This is a genomic window from Sphingomonas canadensis (assembly GCF_026013525.1).
GTDB lineage: Bacteria > Pseudomonadota > Alphaproteobacteria > Sphingomonadales > Sphingomonadaceae > Sphingomonas > Sphingomonas canadensis.
In genome coordinates, this window is sequence record NZ_JAPDRA010000001.1 from 386959 (window position 1) to 408961 (window position 22003).

24 protein-coding genes and 1 tRNA gene are annotated in these 22003 nt (G+C 68.5%); 15 read left to right on the forward strand and 10 right to left on the reverse strand.

Annotation, left to right across the window (positions count from 1 at the left end; genetic code table 11):
* Nucleotides 1-102: 102 nt before the first annotated feature.
* From OM513_RS01805 to OM513_RS01835, 7 genes are all read left to right on the forward strand, one after another.
* Entirely contained in the window at nt 103-777 is a 675-nt protein-coding gene (locus OM513_RS01805) for an energy transducer TonB (protein WP_264942433.1), read from the forward strand.
* 84 nt (nt 778-861) lie between these two features.
* Nucleotides 862-1215 carry a hypothetical protein gene (locus tag OM513_RS01810; protein WP_264942434.1) on the forward strand — a complete coding sequence of 118 codons (354 nt, stop codon included), beginning with the start codon at nt 862-864 and terminating at the stop codon, nt 1213-1215.
* 17 nt (nt 1216-1232) lie between these two features.
* The gene (gene ribD, locus OM513_RS01815) at nt 1233-2177 is read left to right on the forward strand and encodes a bifunctional diaminohydroxyphosphoribosylaminopyrimidine deaminase/5-amino-6-(5-phosphoribosylamino)uracil reductase RibD (protein WP_264943010.1); all 945 of its coding nucleotides are present in this window, start codon (nt 1233-1235) and stop codon (nt 2175-2177) included.
* A complete protein-coding gene (locus OM513_RS01820; protein WP_264942435.1) occupies nt 2177-2785 on the forward strand; it encodes a riboflavin synthase in 609 nt (202 codons plus the stop codon). Before ribD ends, OM513_RS01820 begins: the two co-directional genes overlap by 1 nt.
* On the forward strand, nt 2772-3920 hold the full coding sequence (ribB, locus tag OM513_RS01825) for a 3,4-dihydroxy-2-butanone-4-phosphate synthase (RefSeq protein ID WP_264942436.1): 1149 nt from the start codon (nt 2772-2774) through the stop codon (nt 3918-3920). Before OM513_RS01820 ends, ribB begins: the two co-directional genes overlap by 14 nt.
* Nucleotides 3921-3922: 2 nt before the next feature.
* Nucleotides 3923-4342 (forward strand): 6,7-dimethyl-8-ribityllumazine synthase, encoded by a 420-nt coding sequence (gene ribH / locus OM513_RS01830; protein ID WP_264942437.1) that lies wholly within the window; start codon nt 3923-3925, stop codon nt 4340-4342.
* Nucleotides 4343-4382: 40 nt separating this feature from the next.
* Nucleotides 4383-4853 (forward strand): hypothetical protein, encoded by a 471-nt coding sequence (locus tag OM513_RS01835; protein ID WP_264942438.1) that lies wholly within the window; start codon nt 4383-4385, stop codon nt 4851-4853.
* On the opposite strand, the gene OM513_RS01840 is transcribed toward OM513_RS01835, so the two are convergent.
* Nucleotides 4814-5920, reverse strand: coding sequence for an alkene reductase (locus OM513_RS01840; protein ID WP_264942439.1), 1107 nt, complete (start codon nt 5918-5920; stop codon nt 4814-4816). The genes OM513_RS01835 and OM513_RS01840 overlap by 40 nt on opposite strands.
* Before the next feature lie 58 nt (nt 5921-5978).
* On the opposite strand from OM513_RS01840, the gene OM513_RS01845 reads away from it, so the two are divergent.
* From OM513_RS01845 to feoB, 4 genes are all read left to right on the forward strand, one after another.
* Nucleotides 5979-6872, forward strand: coding sequence for a DMT family transporter (locus OM513_RS01845; protein WP_264942440.1), 894 nt, complete (start codon nt 5979-5981; stop codon nt 6870-6872).
* Nucleotides 6873-6880: 8 nt separating this feature from the next.
* On the forward strand, nt 6881-7543 hold the full coding sequence (locus tag OM513_RS01850; RefSeq protein ID WP_264942441.1) for a COQ9 family protein: 663 nt from the start codon (nt 6881-6883) through the stop codon (nt 7541-7543).
* Between the two features lie 160 nt (nt 7544-7703).
* On the forward strand, nt 7704-7970 hold the full coding sequence (locus OM513_RS01855; RefSeq protein WP_264942442.1) for a FeoA family protein: 267 nt from the start codon (nt 7704-7706) through the stop codon (nt 7968-7970).
* 4 nt (nt 7971-7974) lie between these two features.
* Nucleotides 7975-9831 (forward strand): ferrous iron transporter B, encoded by a 1857-nt coding sequence (gene feoB / locus OM513_RS01860; protein ID WP_264942443.1) that lies wholly within the window; start codon nt 7975-7977, stop codon nt 9829-9831.
* Between the two features lie 17 nt (nt 9832-9848).
* Here the strand turns inward: feoB and OM513_RS01865 are convergent, their stop codons facing one another.
* On the reverse strand, nt 9849-10022 hold the full coding sequence (locus OM513_RS01865; protein WP_264942444.1) for a DUF4169 family protein: 174 nt from the start codon (nt 10020-10022) through the stop codon (nt 9849-9851).
* Nucleotides 10023-10107: 85 nt separating this feature from the next.
* On the opposite strand from OM513_RS01865, the gene ssb reads away from it, so the two are divergent.
* Both ssb and OM513_RS01875 read left to right on the forward strand, forming a co-directional pair.
* Nucleotides 10108-10671, forward strand: coding sequence for a single-stranded DNA-binding protein (gene ssb / locus OM513_RS01870; RefSeq protein WP_264942445.1), 564 nt, complete (start codon nt 10108-10110; stop codon nt 10669-10671).
* Between the two features lie 28 nt (nt 10672-10699).
* Nucleotides 10700-11134 carry a lipoprotein gene (locus tag OM513_RS01875; RefSeq protein WP_264942446.1) on the forward strand — a complete coding sequence of 145 codons (435 nt, stop codon included), beginning with the start codon at nt 10700-10702 and terminating at the stop codon, nt 11132-11134.
* 28 nt (nt 11135-11162) lie between these two features.
* On the opposite strand, the gene OM513_RS01880 is transcribed toward OM513_RS01875, so the two are convergent.
* On the reverse strand, nt 11163-11633 hold the full coding sequence (locus OM513_RS01880) for a lasso peptide biosynthesis B2 protein (protein ID WP_264942447.1): 471 nt from the start codon (nt 11631-11633) through the stop codon (nt 11163-11165).
* Nucleotides 11630-12796, reverse strand: a complete 1167-nt coding sequence (locus tag OM513_RS01885) for a phospholipase D-like domain-containing protein (RefSeq protein WP_264942448.1) — start codon at nt 12794-12796, stop codon at nt 11630-11632. Before OM513_RS01885 ends, OM513_RS01880 begins: the two co-directional genes overlap by 4 nt.
* A 117-nt stretch (nt 12797-12913) precedes the next feature.
* Here OM513_RS01885 and rpoZ point away from each other — a divergent pair, with 117 nt between their 5' ends.
* Entirely contained in the window at nt 12914-13258 is a 345-nt protein-coding gene (gene rpoZ / locus OM513_RS01890) for a DNA-directed RNA polymerase subunit omega (protein ID WP_264942449.1), read from the forward strand.
* 107 nt (nt 13259-13365) lie between these two features.
* On the opposite strand, the gene OM513_RS01895 is transcribed toward rpoZ, so the two are convergent.
* Nucleotides 13366-14046 carry an RlmE family RNA methyltransferase gene (locus OM513_RS01895; protein ID WP_264942450.1) on the reverse strand — a complete coding sequence of 227 codons (681 nt, stop codon included), beginning with the start codon at nt 14044-14046 and terminating at the stop codon, nt 13366-13368.
* On the reverse strand, nt 14043-15074 hold the full coding sequence (locus OM513_RS01900; RefSeq protein ID WP_264942451.1) for a Ppx/GppA phosphatase family protein: 1032 nt from the start codon (nt 15072-15074) through the stop codon (nt 14043-14045). The genes OM513_RS01895 and OM513_RS01900 overlap by 4 nt, the downstream gene beginning before the upstream one ends.
* Before the next feature lie 171 nt (nt 15075-15245).
* Between OM513_RS01900 and OM513_RS01905 the strand changes: the two genes are divergently transcribed.
* Nucleotides 15246-15319, forward strand: a tRNA-Gln gene (locus tag OM513_RS01905).
* A 484-nt stretch (nt 15320-15803) separates the two neighbouring features.
* On the opposite strand, the gene OM513_RS01910 is transcribed toward OM513_RS01905, so the two are convergent.
* The 4 genes from OM513_RS01910 to OM513_RS01925 are packed head-to-tail and all read right to left on the reverse strand — an operon-like array spanning nt 15804 to nt 21998.
* Nucleotides 15804-17879: a beta-galactosidase gene (locus OM513_RS01910; protein WP_264942452.1), complete on the reverse strand. Its 2076-nt coding sequence runs from the start codon at nt 17877-17879 to the stop codon at nt 15804-15806.
* Nucleotides 17876-19279 (reverse strand): alpha/beta hydrolase family protein, encoded by a 1404-nt coding sequence (locus OM513_RS01915; protein WP_264942453.1) that lies wholly within the window; start codon nt 19277-19279, stop codon nt 17876-17878. Before OM513_RS01915 ends, OM513_RS01910 begins: the two co-directional genes overlap by 4 nt.
* On the reverse strand, nt 19276-20784 hold the full coding sequence (gene treA / locus OM513_RS01920) for an alpha,alpha-trehalase TreA (protein WP_264942454.1): 1509 nt from the start codon (nt 20782-20784) through the stop codon (nt 19276-19278). Before treA ends, OM513_RS01915 begins: the two co-directional genes overlap by 4 nt.
* Nucleotides 20781-21998: an MFS transporter gene (locus tag OM513_RS01925; protein WP_264942455.1), complete on the reverse strand. Its 1218-nt coding sequence runs from the start codon at nt 21996-21998 to the stop codon at nt 20781-20783. Before OM513_RS01925 ends, treA begins: the two co-directional genes overlap by 4 nt.
* Nucleotides 21999-22003 lie beyond the last annotated feature (5 nt).

A 22003-nucleotide genomic window follows, 5' to 3' on the forward strand; every position in this document is an offset into this window, starting at 1 on the left:
CGCCGGAAACCGCACGGCAATAGGTTCTTTACCCATGATAGGTGATGTTGTATCATTACCAATACCCGGCAAGGACCGGAACATGGAGATGGAGGCCCGAATATGTACGCCGATCGTCCCGCCTATCACGCCAACGCCGCTTCGCGCCCGGTCAGCCTGGGCGCTTCGCTGCTGATCAGCGGCGGCATCGTCGCTGCGCTGATCTTCGTTTCGCCGGACATGGTGAAGAAGCTGCCCGCCACGGTGCTGAAGACCTATAATGTGCGCGAGGTTCCGCCGCCCGATCCGGTGCCGGTCGAGGACAAGCAGCTTCCCGACAAGGTGATCGAGAGCCGGGTCTACACCCCGCCCGTCGAGGTGAAGACCGCTGCGGACCCCACCCCCGCCACCGCCACGTCGGACAGGCCGATCGAGGCCGCACCGATCGTATCGGGCACGGCCGATACCGGCGCCACGCGGCCGATCGAGACGCCGCCGCCCGTGCTGCCGCTGATGCCGGCGCAGCAGGACCCGCGCTTCGCCCGCGATTTCCAGCCGAAATACCCCCCGTCGGAGATCCGCGGACAGCGCGAGGGCAGCGTCACCGTCCGCGTCCGCATCGGCACCGACGGGCGCGTCAAGGAGGTGCGCCAGGTGAGCGCGACCAACGACGCCTTCTTCGAGGCGACACGCCTCCAGGCGATCGAGAAGTGGCGCTTCAAGCCCGCGACCCGCGGCGGCGTGGCCGAGGAAAGCTGGCGCAACATGTCCGTCCGTTTCCGCCTCAAAGACCTCTGAAGCCCGCCTCGCGGCGGCCGGCCCAGGAGGGGACGCGCGGGGGACTGGTTCCCCGGCCCCCGCGCGCCTATCTTGGCGATCGTCATGTGGAAGTATTTCGCCCGATTCTCTCCCCTGCGCGCGCTGCGTGACCTGCGCGCCTTCCTGGCGACGCGCCAGCGCTATGAGATCTTCACCCTGTTCGGCGCCGCCGCCGTCACCTGGACGGTGATGTGGGTGTTCCTCACCGATTCGCGCAGCGTCGAAATCCCCTACAAGCGCAACATCACCTATGTGCAGGACTGGCGGGCCGATCGCAGCCAGGCCGATATGCAGGCGCTGGAAAAACAGATGTCCACCGCGCGGACCAAGGAGCAGCGCGAGCTGGAGGAGCGCCAGAAGAAGCGCCAGGCCGAATTCAAGAAGGTCGACGATTTCCTGACGTCGTGGGGCATTTGACCGCCGGTCCGCGCTGGATGGACGCCGCGCTGGCGCTTTCCGCGCGCGGCAAGGGCCTTACCGCGCCCAATCCCAATGTCGGCTGCGTGATCGTGAAGCACGGCCGCGCGATCGGCCGGGGCTGGACCCAGCCCGGCGGCCGCCCGCATGCCGAGGCGATGGCGATGGCCCAGGCGGGCGAGGCCGCGCGCGGCGCCACCGCCTATGTCACGCTGGAACCCTGCGCGCATGAATCCCCGCGTGGCCCGGCCTGCGCCGCGCTGCTGATCGCGGCGGGGGTGGCGGAGGCCGTGATCGCGCTCACCGATCCCGATCCGCGGACCAACGGGCGCGGCGCGGCGATGCTGCGCGATGCCGGCATCGCCGTGACCACCGGCATCCGCGAGGCCGGGGCACGCACGGCGATGGCCGGGTTTCTCGCCCGCCAGGCGCTCGGCCGGCCGCAGGTGACGCTGAAGCTCGCCACCACGCTGGACGGGCAGATCGCGCTGGCGGACGGCAGCAGCCGCTGGATCACCGGCCCCGAAGCGCGCGCCCACGCCCATCTGGAGCGCGCGCGGCACGAGGCGATCCTGGTCGGGCGCGGCACTTTCGAAGCCGATTCGCCCCGGCTGGACGTGCGGCTGGCGGGGCTGGAGGCGCGTTCGCCGCGCCGCATCCTGCTGACCCGCGGCCCCGCGCCGCAGGGCTGGGAGGCGCTGGCCGGCCCAGCGGCGATCGGCGCGCTGGAGGGCGTCGATCATCTGATGGTGGAGGGTGGCGCGGCAACCGCCGCCGCGTTCCTGCGCGCGGACCTGGTGGACCGGCTGCTGCTCTATCGCGCGCCGATCCTGGCGGGCGCCGGTCTGGCCGCGATCGGTGACATCGGGCTTGGCGATCTTGCCCATGCGCACGGCAAGTGGACACTTGCCGACACGCGGATGCTTGGCAGCGACCGGCTTGAGGTCTACCTGCGCGGCTGATGTTCACCGGGATCGTCACAGACATCGGCACGATCGATGCCGTCGAAGCGCAGGGCGACCTGCGCGTGCGCGTCGCCACCTCCTATGACAGCGCCGGGATCGATCTTGGCGCGTCGATCGCCTGTTCGGGCGTGTGCCTGACGGTGGTGGACAAGGGGCCGGGATGGGTGGCGTTCGACGTTTCGGGCGAAACGGTGAGCCGCACCGCGCCCGGCATGTGGCGCGCCGGCCGCCGGCTGAACCTGGAACGCGCGCTCAGGCTGGGCGACGAGCTGGGCGGGCATATCGTCACCGGCCATGTCGACGGCGTCGGCCATGTGGCCGAGGTGCGCGAGGAAGGCGGATCGCAGCGCGTGACCATAGACGCCCCGCGCGAGCTGGCGCCCTATATCGCCGCCAAGGGATCGATCACCGTCGACGGCGTATCGCTGACGGTGAACAGCGTCGCGGATACGGCGGATGCCGTTTCCTTCGGACTCAACATCATTCCGCACACGGCCGAAGTGACCAGCTTCGGCGAACTGGCGGCGGGGCAGCCGGTGAACCTCGAAATCGACGTTCTCGCCCGCTATCTGCGCCGCATGGAGACTTTGCGTGGCCAAGGCTGAAAGCGCACCGGGCAATCTGGCCCGTCTGAAGCACGGGTTCCTCTCCTCCCCGGAGGAGCTGATCGACGAGGCGCGCAACGGGCGCATGTTCATCCTGGTCGATGACGAGGACCGCGAGAATGAGGGCGATCTGGTCATCCCCGCCCAGATGGCGACGCCCGATGCGATCAACTTCATGGCGAAATACGGCCGCGGGCTGATCTGCCTGGCGATGACCAAGGCGCGCGTGGACCACCTCGGCCTGGACCTGATGAGCCGGTCCAACGGCACCCGGCACGAAACCGCCTTCACCGTCTCGATCGAGGCGCGCGAGGGCGTGACCACCGGCATTTCGGCCGCGGATCGCGCGCGCACCATCTCGGTCGCGATCGACGCATCCAAGGGTGCCGAGCATATCGTCACCCCCGGCCACGTCTTCCCGCTGGTCGCGCGCGAGGGCGGCGTGCTGGTGCGCGCGGGCCATACCGAGGCGGCCGTGGACGTCGCCCGGCTCGCGGGGCTCAACCCCTCCGGCGTGATCTGCGAGATCATGAAGGACGACGGGACGATGGCGCGGATGGACGACCTGGTCGCCTTCGCCCAGCTCCACAACCTCAAGATCGGCACGATCCGCGACCTGATCGCCTATCGCCGCCGCTACGACCATCTCGTCGAAAAGCGCGCCGAGGCCCGCTTCACCAGCGAATGGGGCGGCGAGTGGACCGCGATGACCTTCTGGAACAAGGCCACCGGCACCGAGCAGGTGGCGTTGATGAAGGGCAAGATCGACCCCGCCCGGCCGACGCTGGTGCGGATGCACGCGCTGTCGCCGTTCAGCGACGTGTTCGGCGAAGGCGGAGAGCGGGGCGGCCTGCTGCGCCGATCGATGGAGATCATCGGTGCCGAGGGCGCCGGCGTGGTCGTGGTGATCAACAAGCCGCGCAAGGACCGCTTCACCCTGGCCATCGAGACCAAGGCCGGCAAGCGCCCGCAGAGCGAGATGGACGAACTGCGCGATTACGGCGTCGGCGCGATGATCCTCACCGAGCTGGGCGTGCATGACATGATCCTGCTCACCAATACCCACCACACGCTCGTGGGACTCGACGGCTATGGCCTGTCGGTCGTCGGCGAGCGTCCGATCCCGGAAAGCTGAACATGGCGCGTATCCTGATCGTCGAGGCGCGGTTCTACGACCATCTGGCCGATATGCTGCTGGCGGGCGCGCGCGCCGCGATCGAGGCGGCCGGGCATGTCCATGAGACGGTGACGGTCCCCGGCGCGCTGGAGGTGCCCGGCGCGATCGCGCTGGCGGCCGAGACCGGGCGCTACGAAGGCTTCGTGGCGCTGGGCACGGTGATCCGCGGCGAGACCTATCATTTCGAGATCGTCGCCAACGAAAGCGCGCGCGGCATCATGGCGCTGACGATGGACGGCCTGCCGATCGGCAACGGCATCCTGACCACCGAGAATGAGGCACAGGCGATCGTCCGCGCCGATCCCGCGCAGCTCGACAAGGGCGGCGGCGCCGCACAGGCGGCGCTGGCGATGCTGGCGCTCAAGGGGCGCTTCGGCTGATGCGCGGGGACGCGCCCGGCGGCCGCGGAGCACCGGCAGCGTGACCCAGGTCCCGCCGACCCGCTATCGCGTCGTCGAGCGCGGGCGGCGGCTGGAGGTGATCGATACCTGGGCGCGCGACGGCGTTCCTGAGCGTCCGCGCAGCCCCCTTCCCGCGGCCGGGCGGCGCGACGCGCGGCAACCGCGCAATGCGCAGCCGCGGCCGGCCGCGCCACGGCGCCCCGCTCCCGCGGGAAGCCGCACGCTGGTCACCAGCCGCTGGTATGACGCGAAGGGCCCGCGCGCCATCCTGCTCTCCGCGGAAGCGGAACGAAAGCTGGGCGGCGCGCGCACCACCGCCATCGGCGCGGGGGTGGCCGCGCTGGTGTTTGCCGCGCTCTTCTGGCCGCTGTCGCTGGTCGCGCTGCTGTTCGCGCTGTTCCGCGCAGGCGCGATCCGCGGCTGGATCACCGTCTGGCTCGACAAGCTCGATCAGGCGGACGGCGAAGGTTCGTCCGCCAGGGCCGGATAGTCGATATAGCCCGCCGGCCCGCCCCAATAGAGCGTGGCGGTGACCGGCGGGTTCAGCGGCGCATCACGGCGCAGGCGCTCCACCAGATCGGGGTTCGAGATGAACGGCCGGCCAAAGGCGATCGCGTCCGCCAGCCCCGAATCCAGGTCCGCCTGCGCGCTGGCCAGGCGATAGTCCTGGTTGAGCACCAGCGGGCCGGGGAAAACCTTGCGGATCTCCGGGCTCAGCCTGGGAACCGCGCTGGGCCGGAAATCGCTCGACGGCTTGGATTCGCGCATCTCCAGGAAGGCGATGCCCTGTTCGCCCAGCCACTTCGCCACCGGCACGAACACCGACGCCGGATCGCTGTCGTCCACGCCCTGCACCTCGCCATTGGGCGAAAGGCGCACGGCGACGCGATCCGCCCCCGCCTCGGCGATCAGCCGCAGCGTCGCCTCGCGCAGCAGCCGCGCGCGGTTCTCCGGCGATCCGCCGTAATCATCGTCGCGCAGGTTGGTCCCGTCGCGCAGGAACTGGTCGATCAGATAGCCGTTGGCGGCATGGAGCTGCACCCCGTCGAACCCCGCGCGCAGCGCGTTGCGCGTGGCGGCGCTGTAATCGTCGAGCACGCGGGCGATGTCGTCCTTCGTCGCGGCGCGGGCGGGCTCGAACGGCTTCTTGCCGTCGCCGGAGGCATAGGTTCTGATCTCGCCCGGCGCGGTGGTCGCCGAAGCCGAGAGCGGGGCGGCACCGTCCAGGAAATCGGGGTGGACGATACGGCCCATGTGCCAGAGCTGGGCGAAGATCCGCCCGCCCGCGCGATGCAGCCGCTCCACCACCGGCTTCCAGCCTTCCACCTGCGCCTCGGTCCACAGGCCCGGGGCATAGACCCAGCCCATCCCCTCGCGGCTGATCCCGGTCGCCTCGCTGATGATCAGCCCGGCGCCGGCGCGCTGGGCATAATATTCGCCCATCACCGGGGTGGGCACATGATCCTGCGTCGCGCGGCCGCGGGTCAGCGGCGCCATCAGCACGCGATTGGGCGCATGCACGGCGCCGAGCTGGATCGGATCGAACAGGCTGGGCATGAGACGGGCTCCCCGAGAGTTTCGTTACGCAACCCAAGCTAGGAAGCTAAGGGGCGGCATGCACGATTCGCAGGCATCAAGAAAAACTGCTCCCGGGCAAACCGCAACTGGCTGGCATCTGGCGGCGCTGCTGGCGGGGAACATCGCGCTCGCGTTCGGCCCATGGTTCGTGCGCGGGGCGGACGTGGGGCCGGTGGCGGCGGGCTTCTGGCGCGTGGCGATCGCGGCGCCGCTGCTGATCGGCCTTTGCTATGCCGCCGCCGGGCCGCGCCCCTTCGCCGGCGCGCGCGGCCATTGGTGGGCGCTGGGGCTGGCGGGATTCGCCTTCGCCGGAGACCTGGCGAGCTGGCACCTGGGCCTGATGAAGACGACGCTGGCCAATTCGACGCTGTTCGGCAATTCGGCGACGCTGATGTTCCCGATCTACGGCTTCCTCGCCGCGCGGGCCTGGCCCACGCGGCAGCAGGGGCTGGCCTTCGCGCTGGCCGCGGCGGGCGCGGTGCTGCTGCTCGGCCGTTCGTACAGCATGTCGCCGGAGCATCTGGCGGGCGACCTGCTGTGCCTGCTCGCGGGGGCGCTCTACACCGTCTATTTCGTGCTGATGCTGCGCGCGCGGCGCGACCTGACGCCGTTTCCGGCGCTGGCACTTTCCACCATCGCCACCGTTCCGCCGATGCTGATCTTCGCGCTGGCGCTGGGCGAGACGGTGTGGCCGCACAATTGGGGCATATTGATCGGGCTGGCGCTGGCCAGCCAGGTGCTGGGGCAGAGCCTGGTGCTGTTCGCGCTGCGTCACATCGCGCCGCTGGTGGTGGGCATCGCGCTGCTGGTGCAGCCGATCGTGGCGGGTGCGGTCGGCTGGATCGTCTATGGCGAGCGGCTGGGCTTGCCCGATCTGGTCGGCGCGATGCTGATCGCAGCGGCGCTGGTGCTGGTGCGGCGGGCAGAGTAGAACGGGCCATGGCCGCTCTGCCCCCCGATCCGACGCTAGACGAGCTGCGCGAGGCGATCGCGCCGCTGATCGCCGCCAATGCCGCCTTCGACGGCTGGACCCCCGCCGCCGCGCATGCCGCCGCCGGCACGCTGGGCGTGGACCCCGGCATGGCCGATCTGTGCTTCCCGGGCGGCGCGATGGAGATGATCGACGCCTGGTTCGCGCATATCGACCGGGCGATGCTGGAGAAGCTGCCCGCCGATGCGCTTGCGGCGATGAAGATCCGCGAGCGCATCGCCGCGCTGGTGGAGGCGCGGCTGGCGCTGGCGGCGCCGCATCGCGAATCGCTGCGCCGCGCGCTGGCGATCCTGGCGATGCCGCAGAACGCCGTGCGCGCCGCCCGGCTGGGCTGGCGCGCGGCCGACGCGATGTGGCGCGCGGCCGGAGACACCGCCACCGATTACAACCACTATACGAAGCGCGGCATCCTGGCCGGCGTCTATGCCGCCACCGTCGCCGTCTTCGTGCAGGACGACAGCGAAGGCCATGCCGAAACCCGCGCCTTCCTGGCCCGGCGGATCGACGGGATCATGCGGTTCGAAAAGGCCAAGGGGCGCCTGACCGGCCAGGGCACCCACCGGCCCAGCCTGTCGCGCTTCATCGGCCGGCTGCGCTATCCGGCGGTGTAGGCGCGGTCAGGGCGGATAGGGCGCGCCGATACGGAATATCCCCGCCTCCTTTGCTCCCAGCAATCCTGTATTCCGGCGGACACCGGCGCGATCCCCCAATCGCAGCCGGGGCCGGGATTGCGCTGGCGTTGGACCGCTTCTATTGATAATCGCTCGCATTATGAATTTGCCCGCCCCTTCCCGAGTCCCGCTGAACGCGCTGCCCCGCATGGGCGCGGGCGTCGTCGCCTCGGTCGACTGGCATGCGCTGACCGAGCCGGAGGCGCGGCGGCTGCGCGAGCTGGGGCTGGACGAGGGGGTGGAGGTGGAGCTGCTGCGCCCCTCCGGCCTGATGGGCGGGCCGGTGGCGTGCCGGATCGGCCGGATGATCGTCGCGCTGCGCCGCCATGTGGCGGGCGCGATCCACGTGGCGCCAACGGCCGGCTGAGCGCATGAACCCCGCACCGCTCGTCGCGCTGGTCGGCAATCCCAACGCCGGCAAAAGCGCCCTGTTCAACGCGCTGACCGGCGCGCGGCAGAAGGTGGGCAATTATCCCGGCGTCACCGTGGAGCGCCACGCGGGCCGCCTGGCGCTGGCCGATGGGCGGCCGGTAGAGCTGCTCGACCTGCCCGGCACCTACAGCCTGGACCCGTCGAGCCCGGACGAAGCGGTCACCCGCGACGTGCTGCTGGGCAAGCAGGCGGGCGAGCGGCTGCCTGACGCGATCGTGGTGGTGGTGGACGCCGCCAATCTGGACAACCACCTGCGCTTCACGCTTCAGCTCATCGCGCTGGGGCTGCCGATGGTGGTGGCGCTCAACATGTTCGACCTGGCCGAGCGCGACGGGCTGGTGCTGGACCCCGAAGCGCTGGAGCGTGAGCTGGGCGTTCCCGTGGTGCCCACCGTCGCCGTGCGCCGCCGCGGGCTGGACGCGCTCAAGGAGCGGCTGGCCGAGGTGATCTCCCCCGGCGCGCGGACGCTGCGCGAGGGCCATGGCGTGCCGCACGACATCACCGTGCTCCAGCGCCGCGCGCGCCAGATCGCGCTGGCCGCCACCGTCTCCGAAACCGCGGTGCGCCGCTGGACCCACCGGATCGACGCGGTGGCGCTGCATCCCGTGGCCGGGCCGGTGCTGTTGTTCGGGCTGATGTTCGTGATGTTCCAGGCGGTGTTCGCCTGGTCAGAGGCGCCGATCGGCTGGATCGAGGGGCTGATGGCCTGGCTTGGCGAGCAGGCGGGCGCGCTGATCCCCGCGGGCTGGCTGCATTCGCTGGTGGTGGACGGCGTGATCGCGGGCGTGGGCGCGGTGGTGGTGTTCCTGCCGCAGATCCTGATCCTGTTCGCCTTCATCCTGACGCTGGAGGCCTCCGGATACATGGTGCGCGCCGCGTTCCTGATGGACCGGCTGATGGCCAGCGTGGGGCTTTCGGGCCGCGCCTTCATCCCGCTGCTGTCCAGCTTCGCCTGCGCCGTCCCCGGCATCATGGCCACGCGCACCATCGCGGACGATAAGGACCGGCTGACCACGATCCTGATCGCCCCGCTGATGACCTGTTCGGCGCGCTGGCCGGTCTACACCATGGTTATCGGCGCCTTCTTCCCCAACCGGCAGGTGCTGCCCTTCGTCGGGTTGCAGGGGCTGGTGGCGTTCGGGCTGCTGATCACCGGCATCCTGGGCGCGCTGGCGGCGGCGCTGATCCTGCGGCGCACGGTGACGCGCGGCGCGACCAGCGGCTTCATGATGGAAATGCCCAAATATCAATGGCCCCAGCCGCGCGACCTGTTGCTGGGCCTGGCGCAGCGCGCCGAGGTGTTCCTGAAGCGCGCGGGCAGCATCATCCTGGTCACCACCATCGTGCTGTGGGCGCTGCTGAGCTTCCCCAAGGCGCCCGACGGGCAGAGCCAGGTCGAATATTCGATCGCGGGGCGGATCGGTTCGGCGATCGAGGTGGTGGTGGCGCCGATCGGCTTCAACCGCGACATCTCGCTCGCGCTGCTGCCCGCGATGTCCGCGCGCGAGGTGGCGGTGGCGGCGATCGGCACCGTCTACGCCATCGACGATCCGGAAGGCGACGCGGGGCAGGAGACGATCCGCGAGAAGCTGCAGAGCCGCTGGAGCCTGGCGACGGCGCTGGCCTTCCTGGTGTGGTTCGTGTTCGCGCCGCAATGCATCTCCACCATCGCGGTGACGCGGCGCGAGACCAACGGGTGGAAATGGCCCGCCTTCATGGTGGGGTATCTGTTCGCGCTGGCCTATGCCGGCGCGGGCATCACCTATTGGACGGCGGTGGCGCTGGGGCTGGGATAGCGTCTGCCGGAGCGCGGCTAATCGCGCCTGGCGCCGTCCAGATCGCGCGCGGCCTTTTCCTGCGCGGCGCGATCGGCGGCCTTCTGCTCCTTCGTCCGGCCGAAGCGGATGCGGTTTTCCACAGCGCGGGCGGACTTCTCCACACGTGCCTTCGCCTTTCTGGCCCGGTTCAGGTTGATGACGTCGCCCATCGATAGTACCCCGCTCCTCCACGCGCACCTGCGCAAGGGGGAGGCGGGCGCCGCCCCCTGATATCGATTCCAAGACGGAGATTCCATGGCGGGCAGCGTCAACAAGGTGATCCTGGTCGGCAACCTGGGGCGCGACCCCGAAGCGCGCAGCTTCCAGAACGGCGGCAAGGTGGTGGAGCTGCGCATCGCCACGTCCGAGACCTGGAAGGACCGCCAGTCCGGCGAGCGGCGCGAGAAGACCGAGTGGCATACGGTGAAGATCTTCTCCGAAGGCCTGGCCAATGTCGCCGAACGCTATCTGCGCAAGGGATCGAAGGTCTATCTGGAAGGCCAGCTCCAGACGCGGAAGTGGCAGGACCAGTCGGGCGCCGACCGTTATTCGACCGAGATCGTGCTGCAGGGCTTCAACGCCCAGATGGTGCTGCTCGATGCCCCCGGCGGCGGTAGCGGCGGCGGCGGTTCGCGCGGTGGCGGCGGCGGCGACGATTGGGGCGCCGGCGACAATTTCGGCGGCCCCTCCTCCGCGCGCGGCGGTGGTGGCGCCGGCTATGGCGGTGGCGGAACGGCCGCGGGATCGGGCGGCGGCTCGCGCGGCGGCGATTTCGGCGGCGGCTTCCCCGACGATCTGGACGACGACGTTCCCTTCTGATCCGGCCCAGGCCGGAAGGAGCGATGCGATGAAGCGGGTGATCGTGGCCGCCGGACTGGCGGCGATGCTGACCGCATGCAGCAGCGGCGGCTCCGGCAGCGGCAAGGACCGGGAGGCGGGGCCTGCGGGCCGCGCCGCCAAGGACGCTCCGGCGCCGGGCCAGGCGAGCTGCGCGCACAAGCCCGCCTTCGCGCCCGTCTATGCCGGCGCCGCGATACGTCATTGCGTGGAGGCGAAGGACGGCCCCGGCGCGGGCAGCGGATCGATGGGCTATGCCGTGCCGGTCGCGCCCGCGACGGTGCTCGCCTGGTCGCGCGGCGAGATCGAGAAGGGCGGGTTCAAGGTCACGCTATCCACCGATACGATGATGAGCGCGGCCGATGGCACCAGCACCGTGGCCGTGATCACCACCCCGGAGGGCGGCGGCAGCACCGTGATCCTGAACTGGGGCCGCAAGAAATAGCCGCCGCTCTCCCTCCCGCCGCGCCGCTTCAGACGTAACAGCCGATCTCCACATGCCGGGCGTTCTCCGGATAGCCGGTGACCTCCACCCCGGCCGCGTCGAGCCAGGCGTGCGCCTCCAGCGGCTTTTCGGTGCCCTTGCGCGCGCCCAGATGCAGCCCCGCGCCGATGCCGCGCCGCCTCAGCATCGCCTGCGCCGCGATCGCCTGGGGCAGGCAGACCGCGCGGAAAGGCACATGGGTGGCGGCGCGGGTGACCGCCCAGCCGATCTCGCGCGCGATCCGCGCCTGATCGGCGCTGCCGGTGCGCGGCGCGGCGCGCGGATCGGCCGCCGCGACGAAGGTGCCCAGGCGCGGGGACAGCCGCGGGAAGGGCACCAGCGCCAGCAGCACCCGCGCCCGCGCCAGATGCAGCGCCGCCTCCGCCAGCAGCGCGCGCTCCCGCCAACTGACCTGCACCATGCGCGTAAGCCGCGATTTCCAGCCGCGTTTGCGCCTCACCGCCGCCTGAACCTCCCGAAATTGAGCCGCCGCGAGACGTTATAATCGAGCACCGCCATCACGAAATAGGCGGCCATCTGAAGGAAGCGCGTCCATGGCCCGGTCTGCCGCCGGTAATCCTCGCCGGTAATACGCCGCGATTCGCGCACCTCGCCCTGGACATAGCGGCGGACGTGCGCGGCGAACGCCGCATCCTCGATCCGCAGCATCAGCTCCAGGTTCAGGAACATGCTGCGGATGTCGAAATTGGCCGATCCGATGTGGACGACATCGTCGATCACATACAGCTTCGTATGCAGCTTGGTCGGCTGATACTCATAGATTTCCACGCCCTTGCGCAGCAGCCCGGCATAGGTGAAGCGCGCCGCCCATAACGCCGCGCCATGATCGACGCGCGAGGGAAGCACCACGCGCACCCGCCCGCGCCGGGCCGCCTTGTCCAGCCGCCGCAGCATCGCCGGATTTGGCGCGAAATAGGAGGAGATCAAATCGATCCGCAGCGCGCGCTGCATGTCTCGGCGGAACATCTTGGCCCAGGGCGACAGCCGCCGCATCGGCCCGCTGAGCAACCAGCGCGCGGCACCGGCCGGCTCGCTCCAGCTCCTCAACGTGGCGCCCAGCAGCCGCATCGGCGCGCGCTCCTGCCGCGTCCATTGCGCCAGCGCGTCGAAATAGCCCGCCAGCCGCGCCGCCGCCGGCCCTTCCACCAGCAGCCCCAGGTCGCGCCAGGCGCCGTCCTGCGCGGTGCCGAAATAGGCGGTCTCGATATTGAACCCGCCGACGATCGCACGCTCCTCGTCCGCCAGCGCCAGCTTCTGGTGGTTGCGCAACAGATAGCGCCGCCCCCAGCGCGGCACGAAGCGGCAGAGGTCCACCCCCGCCGCCACCAGCGGATCGAAGAAGCGGTTGGCCGCGGCCGTCTCGCTCCCCAGCCCGTCGACGATCACCGAAACGCGCACGCCGCGTTCGGCGGCGCAGATCAGCGCCTGGCGCAGCGCGGCCCCGGCTTCGTCGTCGAGATAGATGTAATAGATGATGCGCAGCGTGCGCTCCGCCGCCCCGATCAGCGCGAGCAGGTTCGCCAGCCGCTCCGGCCCCTCGGTGAGCAGGGTCAGCCGGTTGCCGTCGACCGTGAAGCTCGGTTGCGGTGCATGCCCGGCCATGGCGACGTGATGGGAGGGCGCGGGGCAAAGGGCAAGGGGCGCATTTCCTTGACATTCCGGGGGTTCGCGCCTAGGTCCGCGTCCTTTCCGGACACCCGTAGATTCAAGGAAGCGTTCATGGCGCGCGTCACTGTCGAGGATTGCGTCGACAAGGTTCCCAACCGGTTCGATCTGGTGCTGTTCGCGGCGCAGCGCGCCCGGCAGATTTCCGGCGGCGCCGAGCTGACGCTCGATCGCGATCGCGACAAGAACCCGGTCGTCGCGCTGCGCGAGATCGCGGAGGAGACGATCCGCCCCGACCAGCTCGAAGAGGCGGTGGTTTCCGGCCTGCAGCGCGTTCAGATCGACGACGAGGAAGCGCCGGACGAGATCGGCAGCCTCTCCGCCCAGGCGGAGGCGCTGCGCCTCACCGCCGCGGCGCCGCCGCGCAACCAGAATCTGGGCGGCGATTACGACGGCTGATCCGCCGGCGAATCGGGTTCAAGCGAAGGGCCGGGGAGCGATCCCGCGGCCCTTTTGCTTTCCGGCCCTTTGCTTTCCGGGGGGCGGCACGCGGGCGTCGGCTGGCTTCAGGCCCCCGGCGCGTCCGGGCGCCCCTTGAAGCCCTGGGCCACGACATACCATTCGACCGATCCCTTGCGGCTGGCCGGCGGCTTGGCGTGCTTCACCGTGGTGAAGGCGCGCTTCATCTCTGCGACAAGCTGCGAATCGGCGCCGCCCGCGAACACCTTGGCGACAAAGGCGCCGCCGGGGGCCAGCACCTGCTGCACGAAATCGAACGCCACCTCCACCAGCCCCATGGTGCGCAGCGCGTCGGTCTGCGGATGGCCCACGGTGTTGGCCGCCATGTCGGACAGGATCAGGTCCGGCGCCCCGCCCAGCGCGGCGATCAGCCGTTCGGGCGCGGCATCGTCCAGGAAATCCATCATCAGGATCTCGACGCCATCGATCGGATCGACGGGCAACAGATCGATGCCGACCACCGCCGCCTTGGGCAGCTTGCGCCGCACCACCTGTGCCCAGCCCCCGGGCGCGATGCCCAGGTCCACGACGCGCTTGGAACCCTTCAGGAAACCGAACTTCTCATCCAGTTCCAACAGCTTATAGGCCGCGCGGCTGCGATAGCCCTCCGCCTTGGCGCGCTTGACATAGGGATCGTTGAGCTGGCGTTCCAGCCAGCGCGTCGATTGCGCGGTGCGCCCGCGCGCCGTGCGCACGCGCGTATGCCCCCTGGTGCCGCCGCGGCTCATGCCTTCCCCCCATTCATCAACCTGCGCAATATGCCCTCGCGGATGCCGCGATCGGCGACGCCCAGCCGTTCCGCGGGCCACAGCCCCAGGATCGTCTCCAATATCGCGCAGCCGGCCACCACCAGGTCCGCGCGCTCGTTGCCGATGCAGGGGACGCGGGTGCGCTCCGCCATCGTCATCGCGGCGATCCGCTCGCTCACCGCGCGCATCGCGGCGGTGGGTACGATCAGCCCGTCGACCACCGACCGGTCATAGCTGGCCAGCCCCAGATGGACGCTGGCGAGCGTGGTGACGGTGCCGCTGGTGCCCAGCAGGCGGCGCGGCCCCGGCGGCGGATCGAGCCGCCCGACAAAGGGCGCGAAGGCATCGCTCACCAGCGCCTTCATCGCGGCATAGCGTGCGGCGCCATCGCCATGATGGCCGGTCGCCTCGGTCAGCGAGACGACGCCCCAGGGCGCGCTGTGCCAGTCCAGGATCGCGGGCATGGGCTGGGCCGAATCGACCAGCACCAGCTCGGTCGATCCCCCGCCGATGTCGAACACCAGCGCGGGGCCGTCGCCCGGCTCCAGCAGCGCGTGGCAGCCGAGCACGGCCAGCCGCGCCTCTTCCTCGGCGGTGATGATGTCGAGCGCGATGCCGGTCTCGCGATAGACGCGGCCGATGAACTCGGTGCCGTTCTCCGCCCGGCGGCACGCCTCCGTCGCGACCGAGCGGGCGAGCGAGACCTTGCGGCGGCGCAGCTTGTCGGCACAGATGCGCAGCGCCGCGATGGTCCGCTCGATCGCCGCGTCGGACAGGCGGCCGCTGGTCGCCAGCCCCTCGCCCAGCCGCACGATGCGCGAAAAGGCGTCCACCACCGCAAAGCCCCCGCCCTGGGGCCGGGCGATCAGCAGGCGGCAGTTGTTCGTGCCCAGATCGAGCGCGGCATAATGACGCGAATCGGAACTGCGCGGCCGCGCCTGGCGTGGCGCCCCGTCGGGCGCGGAGGGTGCCGGGGCGTCGCCCGGCCTTGGGGAGCCATGCTCCATCGGGCAGATCACTCGCTTATGTTCTTCCCGTCGCGGCGGTTTCCCGCCGTCCGGCGCTTGGCCGTCATGCTAGCGAAGCGCCGCCGGGGGAGCAAGGCGAGCGCCCCAAGCGCCGTTGACAGCCGCCCGCGCGAAGCCTAATTGGCGCGCCTTCGCACTGCCGCTGTGCATTGCCCTGTCGTCTAATGGTAAGACTACGGACTCTGACTCCGTCAATCGTGGTTCGAATCCACGCGGGGCATCCAGGCATTTTCCCGGGATTGTCGGGTTGCGTGAGGCGTGACTCAAATTGCGGCGGAGTGACTCCGTTTAGTGAGATTCGCTCAGATTCCGCTTCGCCCCCTAATTTCGGTCCTCAGGGTCGGCGCTGAGGACGCCAAAAGCGACCGCTGATTTGAAGCGCGGCGGCGACGAAACTGTATCTGGCGCGGTCAAAGGCCATAAGGCGCATCTCGATCCACGATAGCTAGTCACAGACTGTGTCGGCCCAAAATCGGCGGTGCTCCACTTTCCGCCTAGTGTTCCCAGGTCATCTCCGGGGTGAGGAGGGTTCCGAGTTGCGCTTGGTCGCTTAATGCACCGCAGATGCCCGCCATTCTAATCAAGCGGGGCGAGAGAGCGTGGAGCCCGCGCAAGCAACGCATGGCTACTTTCGGCAAGTCATGAGAGACCGCCACTACTCGCCGTTCGGCATCGTCCGTGGTAAGAAAGGGGAGCAAGCTGTCTTGATCACCTTTCCCGGCTTATCGCCCATATACCGACGCCATGAGCTGGCAATTCATTCTCCCGCAACTCGCCCAAGATCGCGCGGCCTTTCGTCGGGAGGTCGATCCGAGCCGGCTGATCATTGTGGTTGATAAGGATGAGGTAGCGCGTCCGCGCATTGCATCGTTCCATCACCTCGACCCCCGCTGGCGGTTCGATCACCGGTGTCGAAAGGGCAGCGCGAGCCGCCATCCAAATGCTCAATCCATTCTGGCCATTGGTGTCGAGTATGGCACCGACATAAATGATCGAGCCGCGGCCGGCGCGTCGCGCGCCTATTGCGGGACGGCCGACCAGCCAGCCGCTACCGCCGGTGTATCGCGCCAGGATTTCCGCGTCGGGGGCGATCGGCCGCAGCACTTCCGCCCATGTCAGTACCGTGGCCGGTCCGCCTGGACCGGTGATCGCCGCGGACTCGTCGAGCGGATAATAATATTCGACCTGCATGCCGAGCAGCGCCGAAAGCGGTCCGGGCTGGCGCTGGCGCCAAAGGGCGTTGTCCGCATCCTTCATGCCCGAGCGTGGCCCCAGCATCAGCTGGCCACCACCGCGCACATAGGTGCTCAACCGCTCGGCGACGCTCTCGTCGATCAGGTTGAGATTGGGGGCCAGCACCAGCCTGTATCCGGTCAGGTCGGCGCCCGGCGGCACCACGTCGATCCTGTATCCCTTGGCGGCGAAGGGGCGGTACCAGTCCTTGAGCACGGCGACCGGATCATAGTCACGGCTATGGCGCTCATTCTCGATCGCCCAGCGGCTCTCCTGGGAATAGATCAGTGCGATCTCAGCGCGGGGCACCGTGGTGCCGGCGAGATGGGGCGCCGCGCGGGCGAACTCCTCGCCGGTGCGAGCAATTTCGTCATAGATTGGCATTGGCTCGCCATCGGGTCCGATGAGCGTACCATGATATTGCTCCTGTCCATTGAAGGCGCTGCGCCACTGCCAGTAGATGACCGCATCGCCTCCATGTCCTACCGCCTGCCACGCGATCTCCCGCACCTGGCCCGGCTCTAGCGAGCGGTTTAACGCTCCCCAATCGACCCGGCCGGGCTGCGCTTCCATCACCCAGAAATTGCGGCTCTTGTATCCGCGCACGAGATCGTGATGGAGCGCGTTGGCCGCCCAGTCCGGCCGGCCATTGGGCACGTAATCGTCCCAGGCTGCGATATCGAGCACCTCGTGGACGAGAAACTGGTCGAAATTGTTGTTCCAGGCGGTCGAATTGGTTGTCACGAACTGGCGTCGATCGGCATGGGCGCGGATCGCCGCAGCCTGAGCGGCGACATACTCCGCCCATAGCGCGCTGGCGAAGCGGCGGAAGTCGAGCAGCAGAGCCGGATTTTGCGGCCCGCGTGACTTTAGGGGAATCTGGTCAAAGCGCTCGTAACGCTGGCTCCAATATTCGGTCGTCCATCGCCGGTTGAGCGCGTCGATCGTGCCATATCGTCCCGAGAGCCATTTCGCCCAGCGTGCTTTGGCCTCGCGGTCGAAGGACGGCACGCCGATCTCATTGTCGATCTGCCAGCCAACCACCGCTGGATTGTGTCCGTAGCGGCGGGCGAGTTCGTCGGCGATTCGCACGGCGTAGCGGCGATAGGTTGCGCTGGCGAAGGAGAATTGGCGCCTTTCTCCGTGACCTTCGATGCTGCCGTCCTCATTGACGCGCAGGATATCGGGATGCGCCTCGCTGAGCCAGACAGGGGGCGCAGCGGTCGGCGTGCCGATGACGACGCGGATGCCGTGCCGGGCGGCCGCCGCGATCGCCCGGTCGAGCCAACCAAAGTCAAATCTGCCGTCGCCCGGCTCGAGCCGCGCCCATGCGAACTCACCGACCCGCACGACCGTGATGTTGGCTCGGCGCATCAGCGCGAGATCGCTCTCCCATTGAGCCTCTGGCCATTGCTCGGGATACCATGAAGCGCCCGTTGCTGGGGCCTGAATCGCAAAAGACAAGGATTCGTCGCGAGCGCGCGTCGTCGCGTTCGCCGGGGTCAGGCCTATCAGGCTTGCGGCGAACGCGGCAACGATCGAGCGGATCATTTCACTGCGTCGGGACTAGGGCGCCGACCGGTCTCCACCCAATTGTACAAGGTCCGCCATGCAGTTGCGCCTTGCTCGGGCGTGAAGCCGCAATGGGTATAGCCTTCGACGCCGCCTACGGGCAGAGGTGCCCGGGTGGCCGGGACGCCGTATTGCACCAGCAACCGGTCGTTACGCGCGTTTCGAACAATCCTGCCGAGCGCCTCGGACTGGGAATAGGGTACGAGTGAGTCGATCCGGTTGTGCATCGTAATCAGCGGGACGCGGAATCTTCCCGTCGCCTGGTGCCAGCGACGCGCGTTGGCCACCGCCCCTCGATCGGCACGAATGCGCTGCACGCCCTTATTGAAGGCCGCGAGTTCCTCCGCGTTCATCTCCGGCAGGACATAAGTCTTTTTGCTATTGTCGATGATCTGACCGCCAAAGGTCGCGGCGAGATCGTCAGCCCCTAGGGTCGCGGTGACCAGCGGAAAGGCAACCGAGGCGGCGTCAACCTCGAAGCCGCCGACCGCCGCGACCTGCCGGGCGATCCGCGCTTCGGGTCCGTTGGGATCGGCGGCGGCCGCCCGGAACAGCGCGAGAATCGGCGTTGCGATCTTGCCGATCTGCGCCCAACGATAGGCTTCGCCATTGGTCGTATCGCCAGAGGGCGGTGTCGTGGGAAGCGCGCTACGGGTCGCATCCTGCTCGCCCGGGAGCGCGTAGGGCGTACCGCGCGTCAAATAATTGTAGGTAACTCGCATATCGACCAACTGCCCGAATAGCGATTCCCATCCATTGGTGACGCCGCACACCGCAAGCCCGCCCGCAAATGCTCGGGGGTGCTGCTCGATTAGCGAAAGAACAATGTTACCGCCCATCGAGGCGCCACTCACATAGACGCGGCGTGCGCCGAGTTTGACGACGAAGTTGCGCAGACGCAGCGTGTTGATCGTAGCGGTCTCAACGCCCATGCCGGCCTTGTCATAAGCGGAATGGCCCGCGGCCAGCCCATCCTCATAGGCGGCCGCCAGCATGCCGCCTGCGCCCGTCCCCTTGCCAATCGGATTTTCGGAGACCGCGATCGGCGAACCCGGCGTCGAATAGCCATGCGCGAACAACAGTGCCTTGCCGTTCCAGTTGGCCGGAAAAGCGACCGCGAACTGATCGCCCTCGAGCTTGCCGCCAAGGATGAAGCCGCCACCGGGCGCTGGCTGGACCTTGATATCGGTCGCGCCGAACTGCCGCGCCTTGGTCACGATCGCTTGCTGCGCCACAGTGAGGGCAGGTGCGCCCGGCGCATCTTGCGCCGCTGCCATCAGCGGCGATACCGCGGGAACGGCAACAAACAGGAGCGGCGCACTCCACAGGGCAATTTTAGCGGTGACGGACGGTCGCATGGATATTCCTCTCTCGATCATGATGCTTTGCGTTCCTGGAGTTCGCCGCGAGCCGCCAGCAGGTCGAGCGCAACGCCATTGGTCCACCCGAAGCCGGTTTCGGTACGATATTCGCCGCCGCCGCCCGTCTCGCGACGCTCGACATCATATTTCTCGAACAGCTGGCCTGTGGCGCGATAGCGCTCATCGACCATAGTCAGCCAGCGTTCGGCGATCGTTTCCGCCAGGCCGCAGAACCCGTAACGGCGCAGTCCGGTGACCGCGATCCATTGAAGCGGCGCCCATCCGTTGGGCGCGTCCCATTGTTCACCGGTTTCCGACAAGGTGGTGACCAGCCCGCCCGGCCGCAGCAGCCGCGTCAACGCCTCAGCGGAGCGTTCGGCTCTTGTCGCATCCGCGATACCTGCAAACAGCGCGAACGCCGCCGCTGCGTTCAGCTTTGCGCCGACCTGACCCGTGTCGAGCGAGAGATCGCCATAATGGCCTTCAGCGTCATTCCACAGATGGGCGTTGATAGCTTTTTGCCGGTCATCTGCGAAACCGGAAAAGATGCGTGCCGTCACCGGATCGCCGAGCGCAGCGGCTTCACGCGCGATCCTTGATTCAAGTCCGTGCAGCAGGCAGTTGAGATCGATCGGTACGAACCGCGTCGTCCGGATCGTGGCGAGGGAGACTCCGTCCTGAAACCAGCGCGAGCTGAAGTCCCAGCCGCTTTCGGCTGCGGCTCGGATATCGCGCCACAGTTCCCCGGCCTGGCGCGATGTGGCGCCCGCGAGCGTGACGTCCTCGCGCCAGGATTCATCGCGGGGTGCGTCACTGTCGTCCCAGTAGCGGTTGAGCAGGCTGCCATCGGCAAGCCGGACGGTCCGGCGAGCCTGCGCCCCGGGGGCCAGGCCCCCGGCGCCGGCCATCCAGAAATCATGCTCTCTTCGCATCCAGCCCAGCCGGCGCCTGCGGGCGCTTTCCGAGCCGTCCGTCGAAAGCCCCGCCATCAGGTGAAAGAATGGCGGATGCGAACGCGAGAGATAATAGGTTCGCGTCCCGTTCGGAATGTGACCGAACCGGTCGAGCAGGCTGCCGAAATCGGCGATCATGTCCTCGATCAGATCCTCGCGACCGGACCGTGCGAGGCCGAGCATCGTAAAGAAGCTGTCCCAGTAATAGAGTTCGCGAAATCGCCCGCCGGGAACGACGAAGGGGCGTGGCAACGCGAGTTCGGAAGCACCCGGCGCGCCTGCGGCGGTTCGGGTCAGGATCGGCCAAAGCCCTGCGATATGTTGCGCGATGGGGCGGCCATCGGGCCGGTACTCGTCGCGCTCTGGGGGAAGGTTGAAATGCTGTGCTATGAACTCACGCAACGCGCCATCGTCCAGTGGCGCGGCGGCGCGCCAGGCAGCGAGGATCGCCTCGGGAGCAGCACGCGGCACTGCATCGGCGAAGGTTTTCGAGTCAGCGAAAATTCCGCGCTCCTGTACTGCCGCGAACAGGGGGCCGAACAGTTGTGCAGGACCCGGATGACCGGTCATGCGGCGATGCTCCGATCCTGGCGCTTCCGGATCATGGGGAGAAGAAGCGCGATCAGTGCGATGGGAACGAGCACAAAGTAGAAAGCCAGTTCGCCGGAAACATGCTGGAACAGCATGGCGACCGCGAGCGAACCGATCGTCCCGCCCAGCGCCGAGAAAATCACGATCAGGCCGACCATCGCGGCGTGGCGATGAGGCGGCAGTGCGCTCAGCGCTGCCGAGCAGATGGTGGGATAGATGGGTGCGAGAAAAATCCCGAGCAGTGGAAAGAGATACGCGGCGACGGGCATTTCGAACCATCCCGCATGGATACCGGGCGCGACCGGACGGGCGAGCGGAAGTGTGGCGACGACGATGAGCGCGATCGCCGCGAGACAGGCAAGTAGCACGGGCAGCCAGTCAAGGCGCCGCAGCACATAGCCCGAGGTCAGGCGGCCCAGTGCGAGTGCCGCGAGGAAAATGCTCGACATCTGCACGCTGAGCGCGGGCTGCAACTGCAGCACCTCGCGGTTGAAGCTGGGAAGCCAGGTGCCGACGCCCTGTTCGATCAGCACATAGAGGAACAGCGCGATCAGCGCGGTGACCGTGGCGGGCAGCAATGCGAGCGTTGCCATCTCGCGCCACCCGGTCACGCCGCCGGGTTCGGCCACGGCGTCCCGCTCGTCAAGGACGACCGAGCGCCACAGCAGCGCGCCGGCTGCGCACAGGCCAGCCAGCAGCCAGTAGACGCGCAGCCAGTCTCCGCCCTGATCGTTGCCCGCGATGAACCAGCCGAACAGCCAGGCTCCCGACAAAACGCCGACCATGAACACGCCCTCGATCGTCCCGGTCAGGCTGGCATGGCCCGCGGGGTCGCGGGCGAGCAGACCGATCGTGGAGTAGGTTGCGATCTTGGCCACGCCGAAGCCAAGGCCGGTAACGACGAACAGCAGTTGCATGGCTAGGAAGCCGGAAGCGAAGGACGCGGCAAGACATGCGGCCGCCATCGTAGCCAGCACAGCGATGAGCGCGTTGCGATATCCGAAGGCGGGCACCCGGGTAGCCAGCAGGAACGAGGCCGCGACCACCGAGAGATCCTTGCAGGCCTCCAGGCTCGACCCCATCACCCGCGTCGCGCCGAAATGGCGGATCGACTGCAGGATCACCGCCCCGACGCTGTTCATCAGGATGCCGAGCAGCGCGTAGGTAAGCGCCAGGGCGATGATGGTACGCATCCGCA